General features: G+C 43.7%; 15 protein-coding genes and 4 tRNA genes. 7 read left to right on the top strand and 12 right to left on the bottom strand.

Annotation, left to right across the window (positions count from 1 at the left end; translation table 11 throughout):
* Positions 1-65 precede the first annotated feature (65 nt).
* From tilS to ACP7AA_RS07380, 3 genes are all read left to right on the top strand, one after another.
* Positions 66-1,676 (top strand): tRNA lysidine(34) synthetase TilS, encoded by a 1,611-nt coding sequence (gene tilS / locus ACP7AA_RS07390; RefSeq protein WP_426223111.1) that lies wholly within the window; start codon positions 66-68, stop codon positions 1,674-1,676.
* Positions 1,677-1,844: 168 nt separating this feature from the next.
* Positions 1,845-2,675 (top strand): pyrroline-5-carboxylate reductase, encoded by an 831-nt coding sequence (gene proC / locus ACP7AA_RS07385; protein ID WP_426223110.1) that lies wholly within the window; start codon positions 1,845-1,847, stop codon positions 2,673-2,675.
* 182 nt (positions 2,676-2,857) lie between these two features.
* On the top strand, positions 2,858-3,427 hold the full coding sequence (locus ACP7AA_RS07380; protein WP_426223109.1) for a YggT family protein: 570 nt from the start codon (positions 2,858-2,860) through the stop codon (positions 3,425-3,427).
* A gap of 121 nt (positions 3,428-3,548) precedes the next feature.
* On the opposite strand, the gene ACP7AA_RS07375 is transcribed toward ACP7AA_RS07380, so the two are convergent.
* The gene (locus ACP7AA_RS07375; RefSeq protein WP_298871504.1) at positions 3,549-4,343 is read right to left on the bottom strand and encodes a hydroxymethylpyrimidine/phosphomethylpyrimidine kinase; all 795 of its coding nucleotides are present in this window, start codon (positions 4,341-4,343) and stop codon (positions 3,549-3,551) included.
* A gap of 355 nt (positions 4,344-4,698) precedes the next feature.
* Here ACP7AA_RS07375 and ACP7AA_RS07370 point away from each other — a divergent pair.
* The 3 genes from ACP7AA_RS07370 (at position 4,699) to ACP7AA_RS07360 (ending at position 5,971) form a co-directional block, all read left to right on the top strand.
* Positions 4,699-4,788 (top strand) — tRNA-Ser (locus ACP7AA_RS07370).
* A 186-nt stretch (positions 4,789-4,974) separates the two neighbouring features.
* Positions 4,975-5,051: transfer RNA gene (locus ACP7AA_RS07365), tRNA-Arg, on the top strand.
* A gap of 266 nt (positions 5,052-5,317) precedes the next feature.
* Positions 5,318-5,971, top strand: a complete 654-nt coding sequence (locus ACP7AA_RS07360) for an RDD family protein (RefSeq protein ID WP_426223108.1) — start codon at positions 5,318-5,320, stop codon at positions 5,969-5,971.
* An 85-nt stretch (positions 5,972-6,056) separates the two neighbouring features.
* Here ACP7AA_RS07360 and ACP7AA_RS07355 read toward each other — a convergent pair whose 3' ends face one another.
* The 11 genes from ACP7AA_RS07355 to ACP7AA_RS07305 all read right to left on the bottom strand — a co-directional run bounded on the left by ACP7AA_RS07355 (position 6,057) and on the right by ACP7AA_RS07305 (position 15,807).
* Entirely contained in the window at positions 6,057-7,070 is a 1,014-nt protein-coding gene (locus ACP7AA_RS07355; protein WP_426223107.1) for a calcium/sodium antiporter, read from the bottom strand.
* 173 nt (positions 7,071-7,243) lie between these two features.
* Positions 7,244-7,624 carry an aspartate 1-decarboxylase gene (panD, locus tag ACP7AA_RS07350; RefSeq protein WP_045443274.1) on the bottom strand — a complete coding sequence of 127 codons (381 nt, stop codon included), beginning with the start codon at positions 7,622-7,624 and terminating at the stop codon, positions 7,244-7,246.
* Positions 7,625-7,777: 153 nt separating this feature from the next.
* Complete coding sequence (gene pth / locus ACP7AA_RS07345) at positions 7,778-8,359, bottom strand: aminoacyl-tRNA hydrolase (protein WP_201618983.1); 582 nt, start codon at positions 8,357-8,359, stop codon at positions 7,778-7,780.
* A gap of 197 nt (positions 8,360-8,556) precedes the next feature.
* Positions 8,557-9,231, bottom strand: coding sequence for a 50S ribosomal protein L25/general stress protein Ctc (locus tag ACP7AA_RS07340; protein ID WP_426223106.1), 675 nt, complete (start codon positions 9,229-9,231; stop codon positions 8,557-8,559).
* A 511-nt stretch (positions 9,232-9,742) separates the two neighbouring features.
* Entirely contained in the window at positions 9,743-10,690 is a 948-nt protein-coding gene (locus ACP7AA_RS07335; protein ID WP_149490452.1) for a ribose-phosphate pyrophosphokinase, read from the bottom strand.
* Between the two features lie 110 nt (positions 10,691-10,800).
* Positions 10,801-10,876 (bottom strand) — tRNA-Gln (locus tag ACP7AA_RS07330).
* Between the two features lie 243 nt (positions 10,877-11,119).
* Positions 11,120-11,195 (bottom strand) — tRNA-Gln (locus ACP7AA_RS07325).
* Between the two features lie 172 nt (positions 11,196-11,367).
* Entirely contained in the window at positions 11,368-11,946 is a 579-nt protein-coding gene (locus ACP7AA_RS07320; protein WP_298869490.1) for a hypothetical protein, read from the bottom strand.
* A 44-nt stretch (positions 11,947-11,990) separates the two neighbouring features.
* Entirely contained in the window at positions 11,991-12,947 is a 957-nt protein-coding gene (gene ispE, locus ACP7AA_RS07315; RefSeq protein WP_426223105.1) for a 4-(cytidine 5'-diphospho)-2-C-methyl-D-erythritol kinase, read from the bottom strand.
* 61 nt (positions 12,948-13,008) lie between these two features.
* Complete coding sequence (lolB, locus tag ACP7AA_RS07310; protein WP_426223104.1) at positions 13,009-13,635, bottom strand: lipoprotein insertase outer membrane protein LolB; 627 nt, start codon at positions 13,633-13,635, stop codon at positions 13,009-13,011.
* A 213-nt stretch (positions 13,636-13,848) separates the two neighbouring features.
* On the bottom strand, positions 13,849-15,807 hold the full coding sequence (locus ACP7AA_RS07305; RefSeq protein ID WP_426223103.1) for a tetratricopeptide repeat protein: 1,959 nt from the start codon (positions 15,805-15,807) through the stop codon (positions 13,849-13,851).
* A gap of 665 nt (positions 15,808-16,472) precedes the next feature.
* On the opposite strand from ACP7AA_RS07305, the gene hemA reads away from it, so the two are divergent.
* The gene (gene hemA / locus ACP7AA_RS07300; RefSeq protein WP_426223102.1) at positions 16,473-17,852 is read left to right on the top strand and encodes a glutamyl-tRNA reductase; all 1,380 of its coding nucleotides are present in this window, start codon (positions 16,473-16,475) and stop codon (positions 17,850-17,852) included.
* Positions 17,853-17,964 lie beyond the last annotated feature (112 nt).

Genomic DNA, 17,964 nt, shown 5'->3' with positions numbered 1-17,964 from the left:
GATAATCAATCATCGGCTTTATGATGGTTTGATTGTTAATAAGTTTAAGATTAATAAGGTTAGTAATGACGAATAGTGCAATCTTTTCCCATCCTATTGAGCCGATAGCCACCCTGCCTATTGATAATGCTTTAGCAGAAGCGTTATTAAGCAGTCTGGCTGAATATGGTGAACAACTACATGGTCGCCGACTTTGGCTGGCCTGTAGTGGTGGGCGTGATTCGTTGGCACTGGCAGCAATTTGCGTACAGCTTTATCGCCAAGGTAAATTGCCATTTTTGCCGCAATTACTGCATGTGAATCATGGTCTACAAGCGGCTAGTGACGCTTGGGCGCAGCATGTGGCTCAGTGGGCAAAGGTGCAAAAGATACCTTGTCGGATTTTACGCGCCCAAGTGGACGGTCATGATGAACAAGCCGCACGCCAAGCCCGTTATGATGTGATGCGCGCGCAACTTAATCAAGATGATGTTTTATTATTAGCCCATCATGCCGATGACCAAGCGGAAACGGTTTTAATGCGCCTGATTCAAGGCGCTGGGGTAAATGGTTTATCAGCTATGCAGCCGTGGCGCATTCAAACGCAGGGTGCGGATCGTATAGCATTATGGCGACCGTGGCTGACTATCAAACGCGCCAATATCAGCGCCTATGCCCAGCGTTTAAAGCTGCCCTATATCGATGACCCGACCAACGATGCTGGTGATAATGTGCGTAGCGGCCTACGTCGAGATATTATGCCGATATTGGCGAGCTATAACTCCAATGTCATTGATAATATTGCTCGTAGCGTGCAGTTACTAAGTGATGCGCAATTAATAATCAATGCCCAAGCAGGCGAGGATTTGCAGCACACAGAGGTTGCCTCATTACAGCTACCACCTGCCCAGCGCGCGCTAAATATAGATAAATTGCAAAAACTACCGATTTATCGTCAGCGGCAATTATTGCATTATTGGCTTGGTCAAGATGAGCCATTACCGCCCGCTAAACAGCTTGTCGATGATGTCTTAAGCCTAAGCCAACGTGATGATAATGACCATCAAACGGCGCTATTTTGGCAAGGTCGCAAAGCGTCTTATAGCATTCGCCGCTATCGTCAGCAGCTTTTTCGTCTCAGCAGCGATTGGTTGACATGGCTTGAGTTGCCGCTTACCGAGCAGACGCAAACCTTATTTAATTTTACTGAATCTAATCCTATTGGGGCTGATGTTCATGCAATTGGAATACAACCTGTTCCAATTAATTTACGTAATGATGATAAATTTACTTGGCAATTACAGATTCTGCCAAATGAAGTAGCGCAGCTATTAGAAAGCTATAACGTAGAAAGCGATAAAGATAAGCTTAAGATTACCTTTGCGCCATTAGGTCGCAATCAGCGTGTGCAAACTGCATTAGCATCACGTCCACAATCTGGTAAAAAGCTCTATCAAAACTTGGCTATTCCATTATGGATGCGTGAGAGCTTGGTAGTAGTCAGGGTGGCTTTTATAAATGAAAAAAACAATAAAAATGGGCTTTTGGAAAATGAGCATCCGATAGTATTGCCTATTTTATTATTATCACCTTTTGAAAGCTGGGTGTTGAATGCTGAGCAGGCGAATATTAATGTAGATGTAAAACAGCTTGCCGCATTTATCAACAGCCATTTAACTCTGCATAAAACCTGTTAAATAATAAATATGCGACGTTCTATAGTGATGATTACTTAAACCGCAACGCCATTACTTAGCCTTTCAATTTATCAAACGACGCCAGTAGCAGTATGGTAAACTGAGTGTCATTTTACCTATCATTATGTTAGTTTGAATGCCTTTGCATTTTTTGAATAGGAGACACGTATGTCAGTATTAGATAATAAGAAAATCAGCTTTATCGGTGGCGGAAATATGGCGCAGGCTTTGATTAGCGGGCTAGTCAGCTGCGGCGTCAAACCGAGTCTGATTACCGTTGCTGATCCGAGTAGTGAAGCGCGCGAGCAATTGGCTGCTAAAGGATTGAATACGGTTGATCCAACTGCCGATGCAAAAGCGGCGGTTATCGGTGCTGACATCGTGGTATTGGCGGTAAAGCCGCAAGTCATGAAAGCAGTGGTCAGTGGTTTTGCTGATGTTTTGGACACGCAGCTGGTGATTTCAGTGGCAGCAGGATTGTCGACTGCGCTGTTATCAAATATGCTAGGTGGCTATGGCAATATCGTCCGTGCGATGCCAAATACGCCGGCGATGATTCAAATGGGCGCGACTGGTCTGTACGGCACGGATCATATTTCTGCCGAACAAAAGCAATTGGCAACCGCAGTGATGGAAGCCTCAGGTTTGGTCATGTGGGTCGATAATGAAGAACACATGCATGCGGTCACCGCCGTATCAGGCTCAGCGCCCGCTTATATGTTTTACTTTATCGAAGCGATGGTCGATGGCGCAGTCGCTTTAGGATTGGATAAAGAACAAGCGTCAGCACTGGCGATGCAAACCATGCTGGGCGCGGCAAAAATGGCGCTGGGTAGTGAAGACGCACCAAGCGAGCTACGTCGTAAAGTCACTTCACCAAACGGCACGACCCAAGCAGCCATTGAGTCCATGCAGGCCAATGACATCAGTCGTCAAATAGTTGAAGCCATGCAAGCCTGTGCCGATCGTAGCCAAGCGCTGAGTGAAGAGATGAGATGAGTAAATAGCCAGTCGCTACTTGTCATTAACCCTTTATAAATAGGGTATATCATGATTTATGAGATACCCTATTTAAAATTATAAAAATTTAAAGTCATAAAAAACTTAAAGTCATAAAAATGCCTGATAATGACATTCGTCATCCTAAATCCCGTTAATAATGTCACATTGAGTAGCACTTCATGAACAACCTGTTATTGCAAATTTTTGATTTGGTCACTACCTTCGCCATGATGTTGGTGTTTATCCGTTTTATGCTGCAGTTTGCTGGAATGGATGCCAGCAATCCTATGGTTGCCCCTGCTTATAAAGCCACCCATATCGTCGATGTCTTTGGGCGTATTTTCCCAACCGTCGCCCAAGGTCGTATTAGTATTGCTGCCATTGTATTGATGTTATTAATTCGCCTGATTGATATCTCTGGTAAGGCGGCTTTGACACATAAAGGCATTGCGCCTGTGCCGCTATTTTTTACTGGTACTATCAGCTTGGTATTAGACTTTTTGCGTATGTGCCGTTATCTCGTTATTGGTTCTATCATTGTCAGCTGGATTGTGGTGTTTACCCAATCTCAGCATCCGATTATTGGCATTATTGTTAATTTAGCGGAGCCAATTTTAGCGCCGTTTCGCCGCATTACGCCAAACCTAGGTATGATTGATTTATCACCGATGGTTGCCTTTTTCGCCTTTTATTTACTTGAGATATTTATCGGTGGATTGGCATCAAGCTTTATGCCAATGTTGGGCTAAATGCCAATGGTGGGCTAAGTTAAATTCATTAAGTTAAAGTTAGTATAAAATCGAACACTGAATAAAAAGGCGCTCTATAAAATATAGAGCGCCTTTTTTTATTTACCATCTATAGATTATTCTAAAATTCTACAAAACGATTGGGTATCAATTGGGCGTTAGCATTATCAGGGTGCGGCGCATCAGCGGCACGCAGCGTTTGGGTAATCCAACTATCCGCCGCTTTTACCGCCTCGACAAGCGCATCGCCCATTGCTAAGCGTCCGGCGATAAAGCTTGCTAATGAGCAGCCAGAGCCATGAAATTCGCCTTTTAGGCGTGGCAGAACACTTTTATGTACCATCTCGCCTTTGATATATAAATACTGCTCAATATCACCGCTATCAAAGTCGTGTGAGGTCTTAACCAATACCGCATGACACCCTTTGGCGCATAGTTTTTGCGCACCGATATGCAAATCTTGCTCACCGCTTAAAGCCCGTAGCTCATGGGTATTTGGGGTGATTAATGTGGCATAGGGGAGCAGCTCTCTAAAAGCCGTTACCAAGGTTTGCTCATCACCTAAGCTACCGCCGCTATTGGCAACCAATACCGGGTCGAGTACAAATGGCGTCTCAGCTGCGATAACCTGTTCAGCAAATAAACGCGTCAGCATCGCGATATTGTCAGTGGTGCCAAGCATACCTGACTTAATCACGCGCACAGGTAAATCATCGAGCACTGTGGTCGCCTGCGCTTCTAGCAAGGCGGCAGCACAAGCCTCAAAACCAAATACTTGCTGCGAGTTTTGTATGGTGATTGCCGTACAAGCGATGGCAGCATGAGCGCCTGCTTGGCCAATCGCCTCGATATCCGCTTGTAATCCAGCACCGCCTGACGGATCCAATCCTGAAAAACACAGTACCACTGGTCGCATAAGCCTTCCTTTTATTTATTCTACAATGAATCATAAATACTATAGCCATCCATTGCCCAAAAAGCCATAGCCATTAGATTCTCGTTAATCAATAGTAAAACCTAAAATAAAATTGGCTTTTCATGGCTAAATCAGGCGATTTTCACCCTTAAAAAATAATAAAGCCATTTAAATCGATAATTATGGCAAATGTAGGGTTAAATCTGTAGACAACGCTTGCAATTCGTTTCGGCTTTGCTATAATACCGCCCACGGCATAAGACGTATCATTAGCATCGATACTGTGTTTAAAAGGATATTTGGCTTAAAAAGCATTTTTTAATAAGAATATTCCGATAAGTGTCTTAAATCGTTCGGTGAAGTGGGTGAGTGGCTGAAACCAGTTCCCTGCTAAGGAACCATACGTGTAAGCGTATCGAGGGTTCGAATCCCTCCTTCACCGCCATTTATTCAGTTGTTATAAAGAGTAATAACGCAGAAATTGGCGTTAATGATTTTTTTAGTATCAAGTTTAAAAATAATTTGAATTTAACTAAAAAAGATGTTGACACAAGCGAGATTATCTATATAATGACCAACCTAATTTACTGCAATTGTTCTTGAATAATTCAGTAGATAATGTGCAAAGTACGCGCTTGTAGCTCAGTTGGATAGAGCACTTGGCTACGAACTAAGGGGTCGGGAGTTCGAATCTCTCCAAGCGCACCATTTGCATACCAGCTTATTTGTTCATGTAACTATTAAGCTAAAACTAAATCAATCGCCTGTCTTATGACAATTTGGCGATTTTTTTATGTCTGTCGTTTTTGTAGAGTTGCTATTTTAATGAGCTTCTACCTCAATTTGCTCCCTTCCTTCTAAGTTTCAGTCAACAGCCTTTTGCATCAGAAGTGTTGTCTTATCATAATGTACGCTAAGTGCCTGAATTACGGTACAATGAGCGCTCTATTTTCCGCTTGTTATGGGCTTGTATCATGTCAAAATCGTCACCAAAAGCTGCTACTAAAGCAAAATCGCCACGCAAACAATCAGCGCATCAAACCTCTGTCGTTGAAGAAGCGATGGTTGCCAAACCTGGCACGCGCTTGGCGGCTATTCTTTATGATGGTATGTTGATTTTGGCTTTATTGTTTTTGGTCGGGACCATACTGACCGTGATTGGTACGCTATTGACGATGGAGACGGGCACGCAATCGCAACAAGCCAGATCGCTGCCGACGTGGTATCAGAATGCCATAATGACACCGTCATTTATACTGACGCTAGTGGGCTTCTATGGATTGTTTTGGCGGCGCGGCGGGCAAACATTAGGCATGCAAACGTGGCGCTTAAAAACGGTCAATAACAGCGGTCACCTACTAACGTGGGGACAGTCGTTTAAGCGTATCTTGGCCGCAAGTCTTATGCCGCTGATATTTGGCCTTATTGGTAGTGTCATCGGTGGCTCACGGGCTATCTTATTGACCAGTGCCTTTTTGGGCTTTATTTTTAACTATGCCTTTTGTCTGTTTAATCGTCGCGGTCTTGCGGTACAAGACATGCTCTCGAATACCATCACCTTAAAAATGCCAAAAACTGAGAATGAAGGGTTATGGCGGGTGATTAGAAATCGCAAAGCCAATAAATAAGATGCTCAGTATTTAAAATCTTTAGTGTTAAGAGCTTTTAACGTTAAGAGGCTTTAACGTTAAAAGGTTATAAAATCAAACGGCTTTACAGATTAGCAGTTTGCATCAGCCATAGTGTATAGCCGACAAAGAATAGCATCAGCGTTGCGCCAGATGTGCGACCAAATGGGCGTTTGCTGATAAAGGCAAAGAGAGATAAAACGACAAGCAATAAGGTGATGACGCCCATCGTCAGCACATCACGCGATAAGATGATTGGATTGGCTGTAATTGGTGCAATGAGTGTTGCAAGCCCAACAACGCCCAAGGTATTAAAGATATTAGAGCCAATAATATTGCCCAATGCCATATCATGCTCGCCTTTACGAGCGGCGGATAAGCTTGCGACCAGTTCAGGCAATGACGTCCCGATAGCGACGATGGTCAAGCCAATAATCAGCTCACTCAATCCCCAAAAAGTCGCCAATTCAACCGCACCCCAAACAATCGCCCGCGAGCTGGCAACCAACATCAATAATCCAAGAAATAGCCCACCCAAACCCCGTATTAAACTGGGTTCAGTATTATCTAATTTTTCTGCTTGGCTTTCTAATGTCTCACTATCTACGATATTACCGTGACTGATTTCATCTACGTGTTTTGAGCTGCCTTCACGTAAGCTCATCACGATTTGAATAGTCAAAACCACCACCAGCAACGCCAACAGCACCAATCCATCATTAAAGCTTAGTAGCCCGTCACGCAGCTGCCACGCCGCCAGAGCAGTAATCGCTACCAGTATCGGTAGATCACGCTTGACGATGCCTTTATGGATGATAATGGGGCTTATCAGTACCGTTGCACCCAATACCAAAGCGATATTGATGATATTTGAGCCGTAAGCGTTACCTAATGCCAACTCAGGGCTGCCTTCTATTGCGGCTAATACTGATACCACCATTTCAGGGGCAGAAGTGCCAAGCCCTAAAATAATCACCCCAATCAAAAAACTTGGCACATTTAGCTTTTTTGCCAGTGCGGTCGCACCATCAATAAAAACATCCGCGCTCCAAACCAAAATTGCCAAACCAAGCAATACTGCAACAACCGCCAACCACATCAGTAATTTCCTTTCTTATAAATGGATAAATGAATAAATAAATGTAAAAAAAGCCGAATCCTATTTAGATTCGGCTTTCTTATTAAAATACCGTATTTACGTAGCTAACCATCTGCTATTTATTAGCGTTAAGCGTGTTTTTGTGAAAATAAACACCTTAACATCAATAGTTATTAAGCCACTTGTACCGGAATGATATTGGCAGTGTCTTTGACGGTATTGTCTTCGTTGCAATAAACCAGCTTTGGCTGATAAGTTGCGGCTTCTACTTCATCAAAATGGGCATAAGCACAGATGATGACGATATCGCCTAAATCTGCCATATGGGCGGCGGCACCATTTAACGAGATAATACCAGAGCCCGCTTCAGCGCGAATCGCATAGGTGCGAAAGCGTTTGCCGTTGGTGACATTATAGATGTCGATAGATTCGTTTTCGCGTAGACCAGCAAGGTCGAGTAAGTCACCGTCGATACCGCATGAGCCTTCGTAGTGCAGCTCAGCATGAGTAACACGGGCGCGATGTAATTTGCACTTGAGCATGTTAAGTAGCATAGGTTGCTTCCTTAGGGTAACTGATATAAATGAGTCAAATCAAAAGCTTAATGGGGACAAGGTTGCTAGAATAAAAGTTATTTGCCTAAAAGTCACTGCTAAATTTACGTGTTAGTAATTTAAATGACTTAAAGTAATGCAAATAACGGCAGCTTATTCCGGTACTTTAAAGCCATTAATCTGTGAACGCGCTTTTTCAATATCGCCATCTAATAGCAATGGCAAGGCATCAAAAGCAGCACTTAAGGCACTATCAATGGCGATTTGCTCATCGGGAGATGCTTTCGATAACACGTGACCGCTGACTTTAGACTTATGACCAGGATGACCAATGCCGACACGTAGACGATGAAAGTCGTTGCCTATATGCGGCGTGATATCACGTAGACCATTATGACCGCCATGACCGCCATCGGTTTTGAGCTTGATGCTGCCGGCTGGAATATCGAGCTCATCATGGGCAATCAGCAATTCATCATTTTTAATGCCATAAAAATTAACCATCGGCACCACTGACTGACCGGATTTATTCATAAAGGTTAGTGGCATCAGCAGACGCACGTCATGACCATGAATTTGCCCACGTCCTGTCACCCCGTGGAATTTTTTGTCAGGGGCGAGGGCGATATTAAACTGCTGAGCCAAATGATGCACGAACCAAAATCCTGCATTATGACGCGTAAACATATACTGCTGACCAGGATTACCAAGACCGACAATAAGCTTTATGGCCATAAAAACACCCTGCTTAAATTTAATAAATGAGTGGTAAGGTTTGTGATGATGCTATTTATTGATAGCACAACTGTTATTTTTCAAACCTTACTTACAAAAACAGCAGGAGATATTCATCACCTGCTATTTTTTTGACTAAACGAACCTTGTATTACATAGTAAACGCTAGATTGCAGTCTCTATGTAACGGTGGTTTATTATTCGCCGTCTTTGTTTTCAGTAGCTTGCTCAGTCGCAGGTACGTCAGCGGCATCAACTTCTGTAGCGTCTTCGTCAACTTCTTCAACAGTTGGTGGCTGCATGTTAACGATAGTACGGTCGTGTGCATCTTCCATGTCAAGATCAAAGATGATAACGCCTTCAGGTAGTTTGATGTCTGATAGACGGAATAGATCACCGATTTCCATGCCTGATACGTCAACTTCTAAGTATTCAGGTAGTTGTGATGGTAGGCAAACGATTTCGATATCAGTCACTAGCGTAGATAGAACACCGCCAGCTTTAGTACCAGGCGCTTCTTCACGACCAGCAAAATGTAGTGGAACGTTCATGTTGATTTTCTGACCTTTCACAACGCGCTGGAAATCAGCATGCATTGGGAAGCCTTTAGCTGGATGGCGTTGTAGGTCTTTGATAACCACTTGATGTGCTTCGCCATCTACATTTAGCGTCAAAATGTGTGAGAAGAACGCTTCAAATTCAAGAGATTTTACTAGCTCGTTGATTTTGATAGAGATAGCGGCTGGCTCTTCGTTACCACCATAGATGATAGCAGGAACTAGGTTCTGCTTACGTAGGCGGCGGCTCGCACCTTTACCTTGTAGCTCAGCAGAACGATCAACTGCGTTTAATTCAAAATGATTAATGCTCATGGATATAATCCTATAAAAAGAATGAGGAAGTGTCTGGTCATAAAAAAGTGGATTTGCGACCAATCCACTAATGGGTGATGATAGCTAAAAGAAATAAGCGTTAATTAAAATCAACCACTATTCTCTTAAGCCATTCGCTAATAACCAATTTTCAGCATCATAGTAATGAGGAAAGTTATGGGTTTTTAGCGTGATCAGCACTTTTAAGTATACCGACTGTCTTAAATCATAAAAAACGGTCAGTACAGGCGCGCATTATACGTGCTTTTGTAGTAATAATAAAGACCTACGTGAAATGGCTATATAAAACGCCTCGGCAGAAAACTATAGTCAATTATAAATAAAAGAAAGATAAAAGTTATAAAGCGCTACGGAAATAGGTTTTTCTTGCTTGCTGTGCTTATAAAGACAAAGCCTACGTATCAAAGCCGCTCAAAATTAGGATATAAAAAAAAGCGCCAAGTAATAAAACTTAGCGCTTTTTCTAGCAGCAGAAAATCTTAAGCGTCAACTAGGCATCAAACATGGCGCTGATTGATTCTTCGTTATTGATACGGCGTAAGCTTTCAGCCAGCATCGGTGCGATGCTCACTTGACGAATTTTGCTACAGGCTTTAGCAGCGTCAGACAATGGGATGGTATCAGTAACCACAATCTCATCCAATGCCGATTCGCTGATGTTTTTCAGCGCATTACCCGATAGGACAGGGTGGGTAATATAAGCCAATACGCGGCGCGCGCCGTTTGCTTTTAGTGCTTCAGCGGCTTTGCATAACGTACCTGCGGTATCGACCATATCGTCAACGATGACGCAATCACGGTCACGAACATCACCGATGATATGCATCACTTGTGACTCATTGGCACGGGCACGGCGTTTATCAATAATCGCCATATCTGTATCGCCCAATTGCTTAGCCATGGCACGCGCACGCACCACACCACCAACGTCAGGTGAAACCACCATGATGTTGTCATAATCTTGTTTTTTAAGATCGTTCAATAATACAGGGGTACCGTAGATGTTATCGACTGGGATATCAAAGAAGCCCTGAATCTGATCTGAGTGCAAATCAACGGTCATGACGCGATCGATACTGACGATGTTTAGCATGTCAGCGACGACTTTAGCAGAGATAGGTACACGAGCTGAACGCGGACGACGGTCTTGACGGGCATAACCGAAGTAAGGCATGACAGCGGTGATACGGCCAGCACTAGAACGACGCAAGGCGTCGGCCATCATCATGATTTCCATCAAATTGTCGTTGGTCGGTGCACAAGTAGGCTGCATGATAAACACGTCTTTACCGCGTACGTGTTCTTTGATTTCCACGGCAATTTCGCCATCAGAAAAACGCGTGATGTCAGCTTTACCAAGAGGTATATGAAGATGATCGGCTACGGTTTTTGCTAATTCAGGGTGAGCATTACCCGTAAAAATCGCCAAATAAGGCATGACAGAAGTCCTATTGATTGACTCAAGCAGCGACCGCTAAGCAGTGTCAAACTGCTCAAATTAAGAAAAGAGTATTGAAAAGTATTGATGACTACTATTACAGTAAAAAATGGCAGGGGTAGCTGGACTCGAACCAACGGATGTCAGGATCAAAACCTGATGCCTTACCAACTTGGCTATACCCCTGTAATGTCTAGGCTGTGTACGTCGATATCTAATAGCAACTTTAAATAAAATTACGCTTAGAATAGCGTCACGACCTGTTCGTTATTTTATAAACGGATAAACCGTCTACAACATAACTTTTCCCTAACGGTGTTCATTGCGAACTATACCGAAACTGGGATAACGTTGTCAATGTCAATAAAATAAGCGTTTATTTAAACACTGCTTATAATAACTACCTATCAAACGCTTTGAGCTTAAAAATGGCAGGGGTAGCTGGACTCGAACCAACGGATGTCAGGATCAAAACCTGATGCCTTACCAACTTGGCTATACCCCTATTGAGGCGACCTATTATAAATAAGTTTTCAGAATATGCAAGGTCTTTAGGTGTTTTTATGGCTTTTATTCGAAAGTAAGTGAATTAGCCTGAGTTGCATAGCTACTATTGTAGTGAATAGAGGTTTTTTATTAAGTTTGTCAATCGTAAGCTGATGCTGTGCGACTTTCTTTTAGACGAGAGGATTGACCACTCTACCACTCATAAATATTGCAGGTTCTGTCAAACAAGCTGTATTCTCTGGGTCTTCAATGACAATATCCCCTTTTCGTAAATAGTAACTACCTATTTGCTCTTTAATTATACCGCTAGTGATAACCTCCTCACCGAGCTTAACTTTAGTTCCATTTAGAGAAATGGCTTGTTCATTTTCAAAAAGAATGGCTCTATCGGGATAAAAAATAGGGCTAAGATACTCATTATCATTTTTGACAAAGTATAAGCAGTTATTTTTGATAACGTATTTACCTTTGAAAACAAAATTGATCTCGCGCATTGATAGAGTAGCAGCATAAGTGAATAGTTCAGTAGGCGAGCTGACCTTGGAATCCTGCTGAGAAACCTCTACATTTCGAGGGTTGTCTTTTGCTTTTATGTCTGGCTGTTGTGGCAAAGTTATTTTATCGGATAAGCGATTAGCATTAGACTCATCTTGAGATTTAGATAGTAATGTACACCCAGTCAAACTTGATGATAAGCAAATAAAAACGGTGGCGGCTATTAGATTCTTATTTAGATATGAATGGTTCATATTAATAGCAACTTATTTGAGAGTTTGAGTAGGGCACGTCCATTTTATAAATTCCTCACCAGATAGCCTGCACAAGGCGCATCTTTAATCCATTTTGCCAACAGCGCTTTATCAGTCGTGACACTCGTATCCAATGGCAAAAACACTGCGCTACCAGAGCCAGTCATGCGTGCTGTGCCCAATGCTTGTGACTCTAACCCTTGTAAATAACGTAACGCTTCATCGACAGCAGGAGCGAGACTGGTGACTACTGGCGTAAAGACATTTTGATAAGGCGAGTTCAAATGTTGCACATACTCATTGCACTGGCTTTGAATGGTTGCAATCGATAGCGGGGCGATATCTCGTTGTAGTTGTGGATGGGTGAACAGCTGAGCAGTACTCACATGCGCATTAGGCGTTAACACTAAATACTGCTGTTCTGGCAAATCAATGGCTGTCAGCTCCTCGCCAATACCCATGGCAATCGCATCTTGCCCAAAGATAAATATCGGCACATCGGCGCCGATAGTAGCAGCGATTTTTATCAGCTCATTTTTAGTAATGTTAAGCTGCCAAATCTCATTTAAGACTAATAAGGTCGTTGCCGCATTGGATGAGCCACCGCCCAAGCCTGCACCCATCGGTAGGTGTTTATCTAAGGTGATTTGTACTGGCGCTAGTTGCTTAGGTAGTCTGTTTGCTTGGATAGCAAATACTAATAACGCACTAGCAGCTTTAAAAATCAGATTATCATTGATACTGCTGGTTATGGTGTCCGCACCAGAAAGGGTAAGAAGCTGATGACATAGCTTATCAGCGTCTAATAGCTTATCTATAATAGAAAATGCTGCGTCGTCTACAAGCGTAAAATGCAGATAATCGCCCCAGTTGAGCAGGCGAAAGACGGTTTGCAGATTATGATAGCCATCAATGCGCTTACCGGTGATATGCAAAAATAAATTAATCTTTGCCGGTGATAAGCGCGTGATAACCGATGTTGTTGTGGGGCGTTCAGTCATAAATAAATGTCTTTATGAATTGTTCGTAAATATCACAATGTATTCTGCTTTCTGCGTATTACTATTGTTTTTGATGATCGATGGTCATCACCACTTTATTGCCTTGTGACTGCATCGCACTGATTTTATTTGGCAATTTGTCGTTACCTTTATAACTAAAGTTCGCTTGCCATTCACCATTGACCGAGCTAATCAAACGGTTTTGGTCATCAAGCTGTGGCGCGCTGTCTGAAGGCGCTGGGCGACCCGATATCCAATACGGCATTTGCGAAATCGGCGCCTGCCAGCCTGTGGCTTTTTTGAGCAAAGTTTCAGGGTCATCGGCGGTTAAAGTACCGGTTTTTTCACTGACTAAAGTCGCCGACTGACCATTATATTCGATATTGGTTTTGCCAATGCCAAGCGCACCAATCAATTCGATAGCAAAACGGTCATTTTGTTGACCCCATGCATAAAACGCACTACCGCCTTGGTTTCCTGAATTGTCCTTACTAGGGGTTGTGACCCCGATTTTGCCCGTGATATTAAAGCTCTCAAGTTTTTTTGGTTGTTCTTGTACCGTGCCAATAGGCTGATTGGTAGCATTGGCGGTTTTTAATGACTGGCAGCCAGAGGTAATCATAAGCGCGGTGGTTAAAGCGGTGAATAGCACCAGTTTAGTTGGCTGGCTTTTTTTTAATACGGTCATGGTTATTCCTCAAAAGTGACAAATCTACAAAATCAATGTTTTGATATTTAGAAATTGTTTTGTAGAACAGAGCTTAGCTTAAGCGTTATTTGTTACTCGCTGATGCGCGGCTGTTCATTTCTTATAACTGACTTGTAGCTTTTATGGCAAGCGTTTTTTATTTTTATGCGCATTTTATGATGAGTATTAAATAAGTTTTAAGCAAAAAACGCATTAATAAAGCTGTATCCGGTCGTTGATATTGCGTTGACCAAATGAGAAGCGCTGTTGTAAATCTGCCAGTAATGCTTCGACTTTTTCATTATTGCCCAAACCTTGATAAGCGCGTAGTAACAGCGTACCTGAACGTAGGGTCGGGAAGACGTCATACGGCGTTTGTAGATAGTCGATGACCTGCTGGTATTCCTCGGTCGCTAAAGCATCTGCTGCCAGTATGTTGAGTGCTTGCAGATGCAGCTCATTGTCATAGCGCGGGTCATCATAACGGATTTGGATAATAGACGTTGCCAGCGCTAAACCTTGCTCAGAGCTGCGCTCATTGGCTAGCAATAGCTGCGCGTAACTAAGCTGATAGGAGAGATTGGTCGGGTCAAGCGCTTGCAAGTGATTGAGCAAAGTACGCTTAACGATATAATCGTTTTTGTCATCAAGGAGTTGGACGCGGGCAAATAGCAGCATCTCATTATTAGGATATTTGCGAGCAGCACGCGTTAATAACCGTAGCGCTTCATCGGCTTCGTTTTGCTGCCATAAGATATCCGCTTGCATCACAAAGCTGTCAGGGGCGAAGACGCTAAAGTCTTTACGCAGCTTCTCTAAAGTTGCGATGGCTGCCTCGACGTCATCATTGAGCAGCTCAAACGAAACCACTTTTCGACGCGCTTCTAATACCAAGTCCTCTTGCATGACGCCATTGAGATAGTGCTTTGCTTGCTCAAAGCGCTGCTGGCGCTCGGCACTGATACCAAGATAGTAGTAGGCTTGGTCAAGGTAAGCCGGACTTTTGGCCAACATATTGAGTAGCTGATCAGCGCTGGCGTACTCTTCAACGTCTAAGCTGACCAGTGCGGCCAGCAAGGTAATCTCTTCATCATCGACAAAGCGCTCATGGGCGTCAAGTAACAGCTGCCAAGCCTGCTCGCTTTGTTTTAAATCAAGTAAGTAGCGAATCTCATATAAATATAAGCTCTTGCTATCAGGATTACGTAGGCGGGCTTGGCTAATATAGTGAATGACTGCCTCTGATGGCTCAGTCTTGCGCAATATATCGGCTCTTAAAGTAATGAAAGGCACATAATCAGGTTGACGGGCTAAAGCGCGATCGATATGGACAATGGCAACCTCAGGCTCATTAAACTGATACAGCAAACCGGCTTTTAACACTGACAAAGAAGCGTTTTGCTCACTATCGATAGGTTGCAGGGCAGCAAGTAATTCGCGTTTGTCTTCATCAGTACTAGGATAAATGCCAATCAGAATTTCGCTAAGATCGGCACGCGGATCATAGCTTAAAATACGATTCAGGCTTTCGCCTGCCAATTCATAATCATGAGCGCGCAAGGCTAAGTGCGCCACATAAAACCACGCGGGCACGTGGTCGGGGTTTTGGTCTTGCCAAGTTTTGGCAAAGCGCAGCGAATCCTCAACACTCTCATTACGTAAAGATAGGCTTAGCGCGCGCTCAAATACCGCCGTCGCATCTTGCTTAAAAGACTGCTGCTTATAGATGGTCAGCGCGCGCTCGGTATCATCGCGATCTGCGGCAAACTCTGCATCTAAAAGCGCGTACAGACTTGGCTCGCTAAGCGTCACTTGCCCGCCGCTTGTCGGTGCTAGACTGTTGACATTAGCCACGTTTTCAGTGGTTTGTGGCTGTTGATTAAATGATTGCTTGGTAAGCGTGTTATAAGCAGGAGTATTAATAGAATTTTCACTACTAGCATCATTAATGTTTACATCACTAATATTTACATTATTAGTATTGGCATCACTGGCGACGACGGCAGAGATGTCATAGGAGCTGATATGTAGTGAGGGGCTGATATATTTGGCGTGGGTAGGTAATCCTAGGCATAAGCAAACGGCCAACGATAAAGTTAGCTGATGGCGCTGGCATAGCCGCTCAATAATAGCGTGCAGTAAAGCGCGCAGGCGAGACTGATCATGATGCATAGGTTGCAATCTAAAGGATGAGCCAAAAAAAATCATAGCTAGCAGTGGTTACCCATTATTTACCCGTCAAATCGTTTGCAGCATAACAAGGTGATTTTATTGTTATTATTTTAGAAATAGCTGCGAAGAAAACCTGTCACTAGCATTATAAGAGTAGATTGAGGGGATAAACAATAGCGTCCGTGTTACTCAGATATTAGCAATATTTAGAGGATTAAGTAACTGCTAAATTATCCTAAGTTGGCGGCAATCACTCAATTATTGAATAACCCGTTGTTGATAGTCATCACCGCCGGTCATTGCTAGCCATTGCTGCCAGTCATTGCTAATAAACAAGATGAACACTACTAGTGTTCTTTAAACTTAGCTATTTAGCAGCATTTACTTGAAAAGCCGTCATAGCAGTTGATTTATCGCGGCCATGCCCAGATACAGACAAATACCATCGCCAAGCGTTGCCTGTTAAATAAAGCTGGCAATAATGATATAATAAGCGCTTTTTAGGCGTTTACACTGTGTCTATCGTACGCGTGGTTTATCAAAGGCAGTTTATCAAGCGCTGTCTGTGAAAAGCTGTTTTTTAGCACTGCTGATTGAATAGGATTTCTTAACATTCTAAGAGCGTTTGGCTGGCAGGTAAACGTTATATTTATGGTCTATCAATAATGAGATTAGTGGTCATTGGGGTCAATCACAAAACCGCACCAGTCGCTCTACGAGAGCGCTTGGCGCTTGTTGGTGACGATGTGAATATCGCCCTTAAACAGCTAGAGCGCTTTACCGATGGTAGCGTCATTGTCTCTACTTGTAACCGTACTGAGATTTATGCGCTCGTCCCGCAAATCTCATTACCGCCAGAATCAGGCGGACATTTAGCAGAGCCGCAAGTTGCTACTATTGCCAGCAATAATGCAGTCGCTACGCAGACTGCTTCAGCGGCTATCAGCGCCCATATTCTAAAAATCAAAACATGGCTGGCGGATTTTAAGCAGTTGTCTTTAGATGAGATTGACCCTTATCTTTATGTGCACCGTGATACTCATGCATTGACCCATTGGCTCAGAGTCGCCGCTGGTCTTGACTCGATGATATTGGGTGAGCCGCAGATACTTGGTCAAATCAAGCGCTCTGTGCATTTGGCGCAGGATCAAAAGGCCCTAAGCAACCAGCTCGGCTGGATTGTCGATCAAGTATTTGCCGCCGCCAAACGCGTGCGTAACGAGACCCAAGTGGGCGCTCAAGCGGTATCCCTTAGCTATGCCGCTGCTAAATTGGTCACGCAAATATTTGACGATTTGCCCAGTCGTACCTTATTAGTCGTCGCAGCAGGCGAGATGAATCGCTTGGTGGCGACTCATATTGCAGGGCTTGGGGTCGGTCGGGTTATTATTTGTAACCGTAATCCTGAGCGTGCTGAAGCATTGGCCGCTGAATTGCGTCGACCTGATCGCATTATAGAGGTGAGAGCGCTACAAGAATTGCCGCAAGTATTGGCAGAAGCCGATATTGTCAGTAGCTGTAGTGGCAGCATGGATGTGCTGATTGATAAAACCATGACCTTGCGCGCGCTTAAAAGCCGTCGCTATCAGCCGATGCTGATGATTGACTTGGCGGTGCCGCGCGATATTGATTCGACCATTAGCCGTATCGATGATGTTTATCTGTATTCTGTCGATGATTTGCAACACGTGATTGCCGGTAATATTGAGCAGCGCAGGCAAGCGGCGGTCGATGCTGAGCTGCTCGTCAGTCAATTGGTCGTTGAGATGGATCGACGCTTTCAAGTGCGCCAAGTCGGCAAAGATATTCAGCAGTATCGCGCGCGCACCCATGACCAAGTCGATAAACTGCTGCATGAGTCCATTGCTAAGCTGCAACAGGATAATGCCAGCCCTGAGGATATTCTCATTGAACTGTCGCGACGTTTAACCCAGACGCTGACCCATGCACCGTCTAAGCTGATGCGTAAAGCGGCCCGTGAAGGGGATAATGAGTTGCTAGATTTTGTGGTGTCGGGATTACAAGAGGCGCATCGCGGTCGTTAAGCCATTTATCAAACCACTTATCTAACTAGCCGCTAAATGATTTGCTAAACACGGGTTGGTTTTTTGCTAAATTACCCCCTATAATCGATAGAGCAAAAAACATCAGTGATGT

Source organism: Psychrobacter sp. DWR1-2-3 (assembly GCF_049896465.1).
GTDB classification, from domain to species: domain Bacteria; phylum Pseudomonadota; class Gammaproteobacteria; order Pseudomonadales; family Moraxellaceae; genus Psychrobacter; species Psychrobacter maritimus.
Note: the sequence above shows the minus strand (reverse complement) of the source record. Positions and strands in the feature narration are given on the sequence as shown.

Coding starts and splice junctions, on each gene's coding strand:
- ACP7AA_RS07340 (WP_426223106.1), bottom strand. CDS start 9,231: ATGAGCATTAATCATTTTGAATTAAACGCAGTTGATCGTTCTGCTGAG.
- ACP7AA_RS07335 (WP_149490452.1), bottom strand. CDS start 10,690: ATGCCTTATTTGGCGATTTTTACGGGTAATGCTCACCCTGAATTAGCA.
- hemA (WP_426223102.1), top strand. CDS start 16,473: ATGAGATTAGTGGTCATTGGGGTCAATCACAAAACCGCACCAGTCGCT.
- ACP7AA_RS07375 (WP_298871504.1), bottom strand. CDS start 4,343: ATGCGACCAGTGGTACTGTGTTTTTCAGGATTGGATCCGTCAGGCGGT.
- ACP7AA_RS07305 (WP_426223103.1), bottom strand. CDS start 15,807: ATGCATCATGATCAGTCTCGCCTGCGCGCTTTACTGCACGCTATTATT.
- ispE (WP_426223105.1), bottom strand. CDS start 12,947: ATGACTGAACGCCCCACAACAACATCGGTTATCACGCGCTTATCACCG.
- proC (WP_426223110.1), top strand. CDS start 1,845: ATGTCAGTATTAGATAATAAGAAAATCAGCTTTATCGGTGGCGGAAAT.
- ACP7AA_RS07360 (WP_426223108.1), top strand. CDS start 5,318: ATGTCAAAATCGTCACCAAAAGCTGCTACTAAAGCAAAATCGCCACGC.
- lolB (WP_426223104.1), bottom strand. CDS start 13,635: ATGACCGTATTAAAAAAAAGCCAGCCAACTAAACTGGTGCTATTCACC.
- ACP7AA_RS07380 (WP_426223109.1), top strand. CDS start 2,858: ATGAACAACCTGTTATTGCAAATTTTTGATTTGGTCACTACCTTCGCC.
- ACP7AA_RS07320 (WP_298869490.1), bottom strand. CDS start 11,946: ATGAACCATTCATATCTAAATAAGAATCTAATAGCCGCCACCGTTTTT.
- ACP7AA_RS07355 (WP_426223107.1), bottom strand. CDS start 7,070: ATGTGGTTGGCGGTTGTTGCAGTATTGCTTGGTTTGGCAATTTTGGTT.
- tilS (WP_426223111.1), top strand. CDS start 66: ATGACGAATAGTGCAATCTTTTCCCATCCTATTGAGCCGATAGCCACC.
- pth (WP_201618983.1), bottom strand. CDS start 8,359: ATGGCCATAAAGCTTATTGTCGGTCTTGGTAATCCTGGTCAGCAGTAT.
- panD (WP_045443274.1), bottom strand. CDS start 7,624: ATGCTACTTAACATGCTCAAGTGCAAATTACATCGCGCCCGTGTTACT.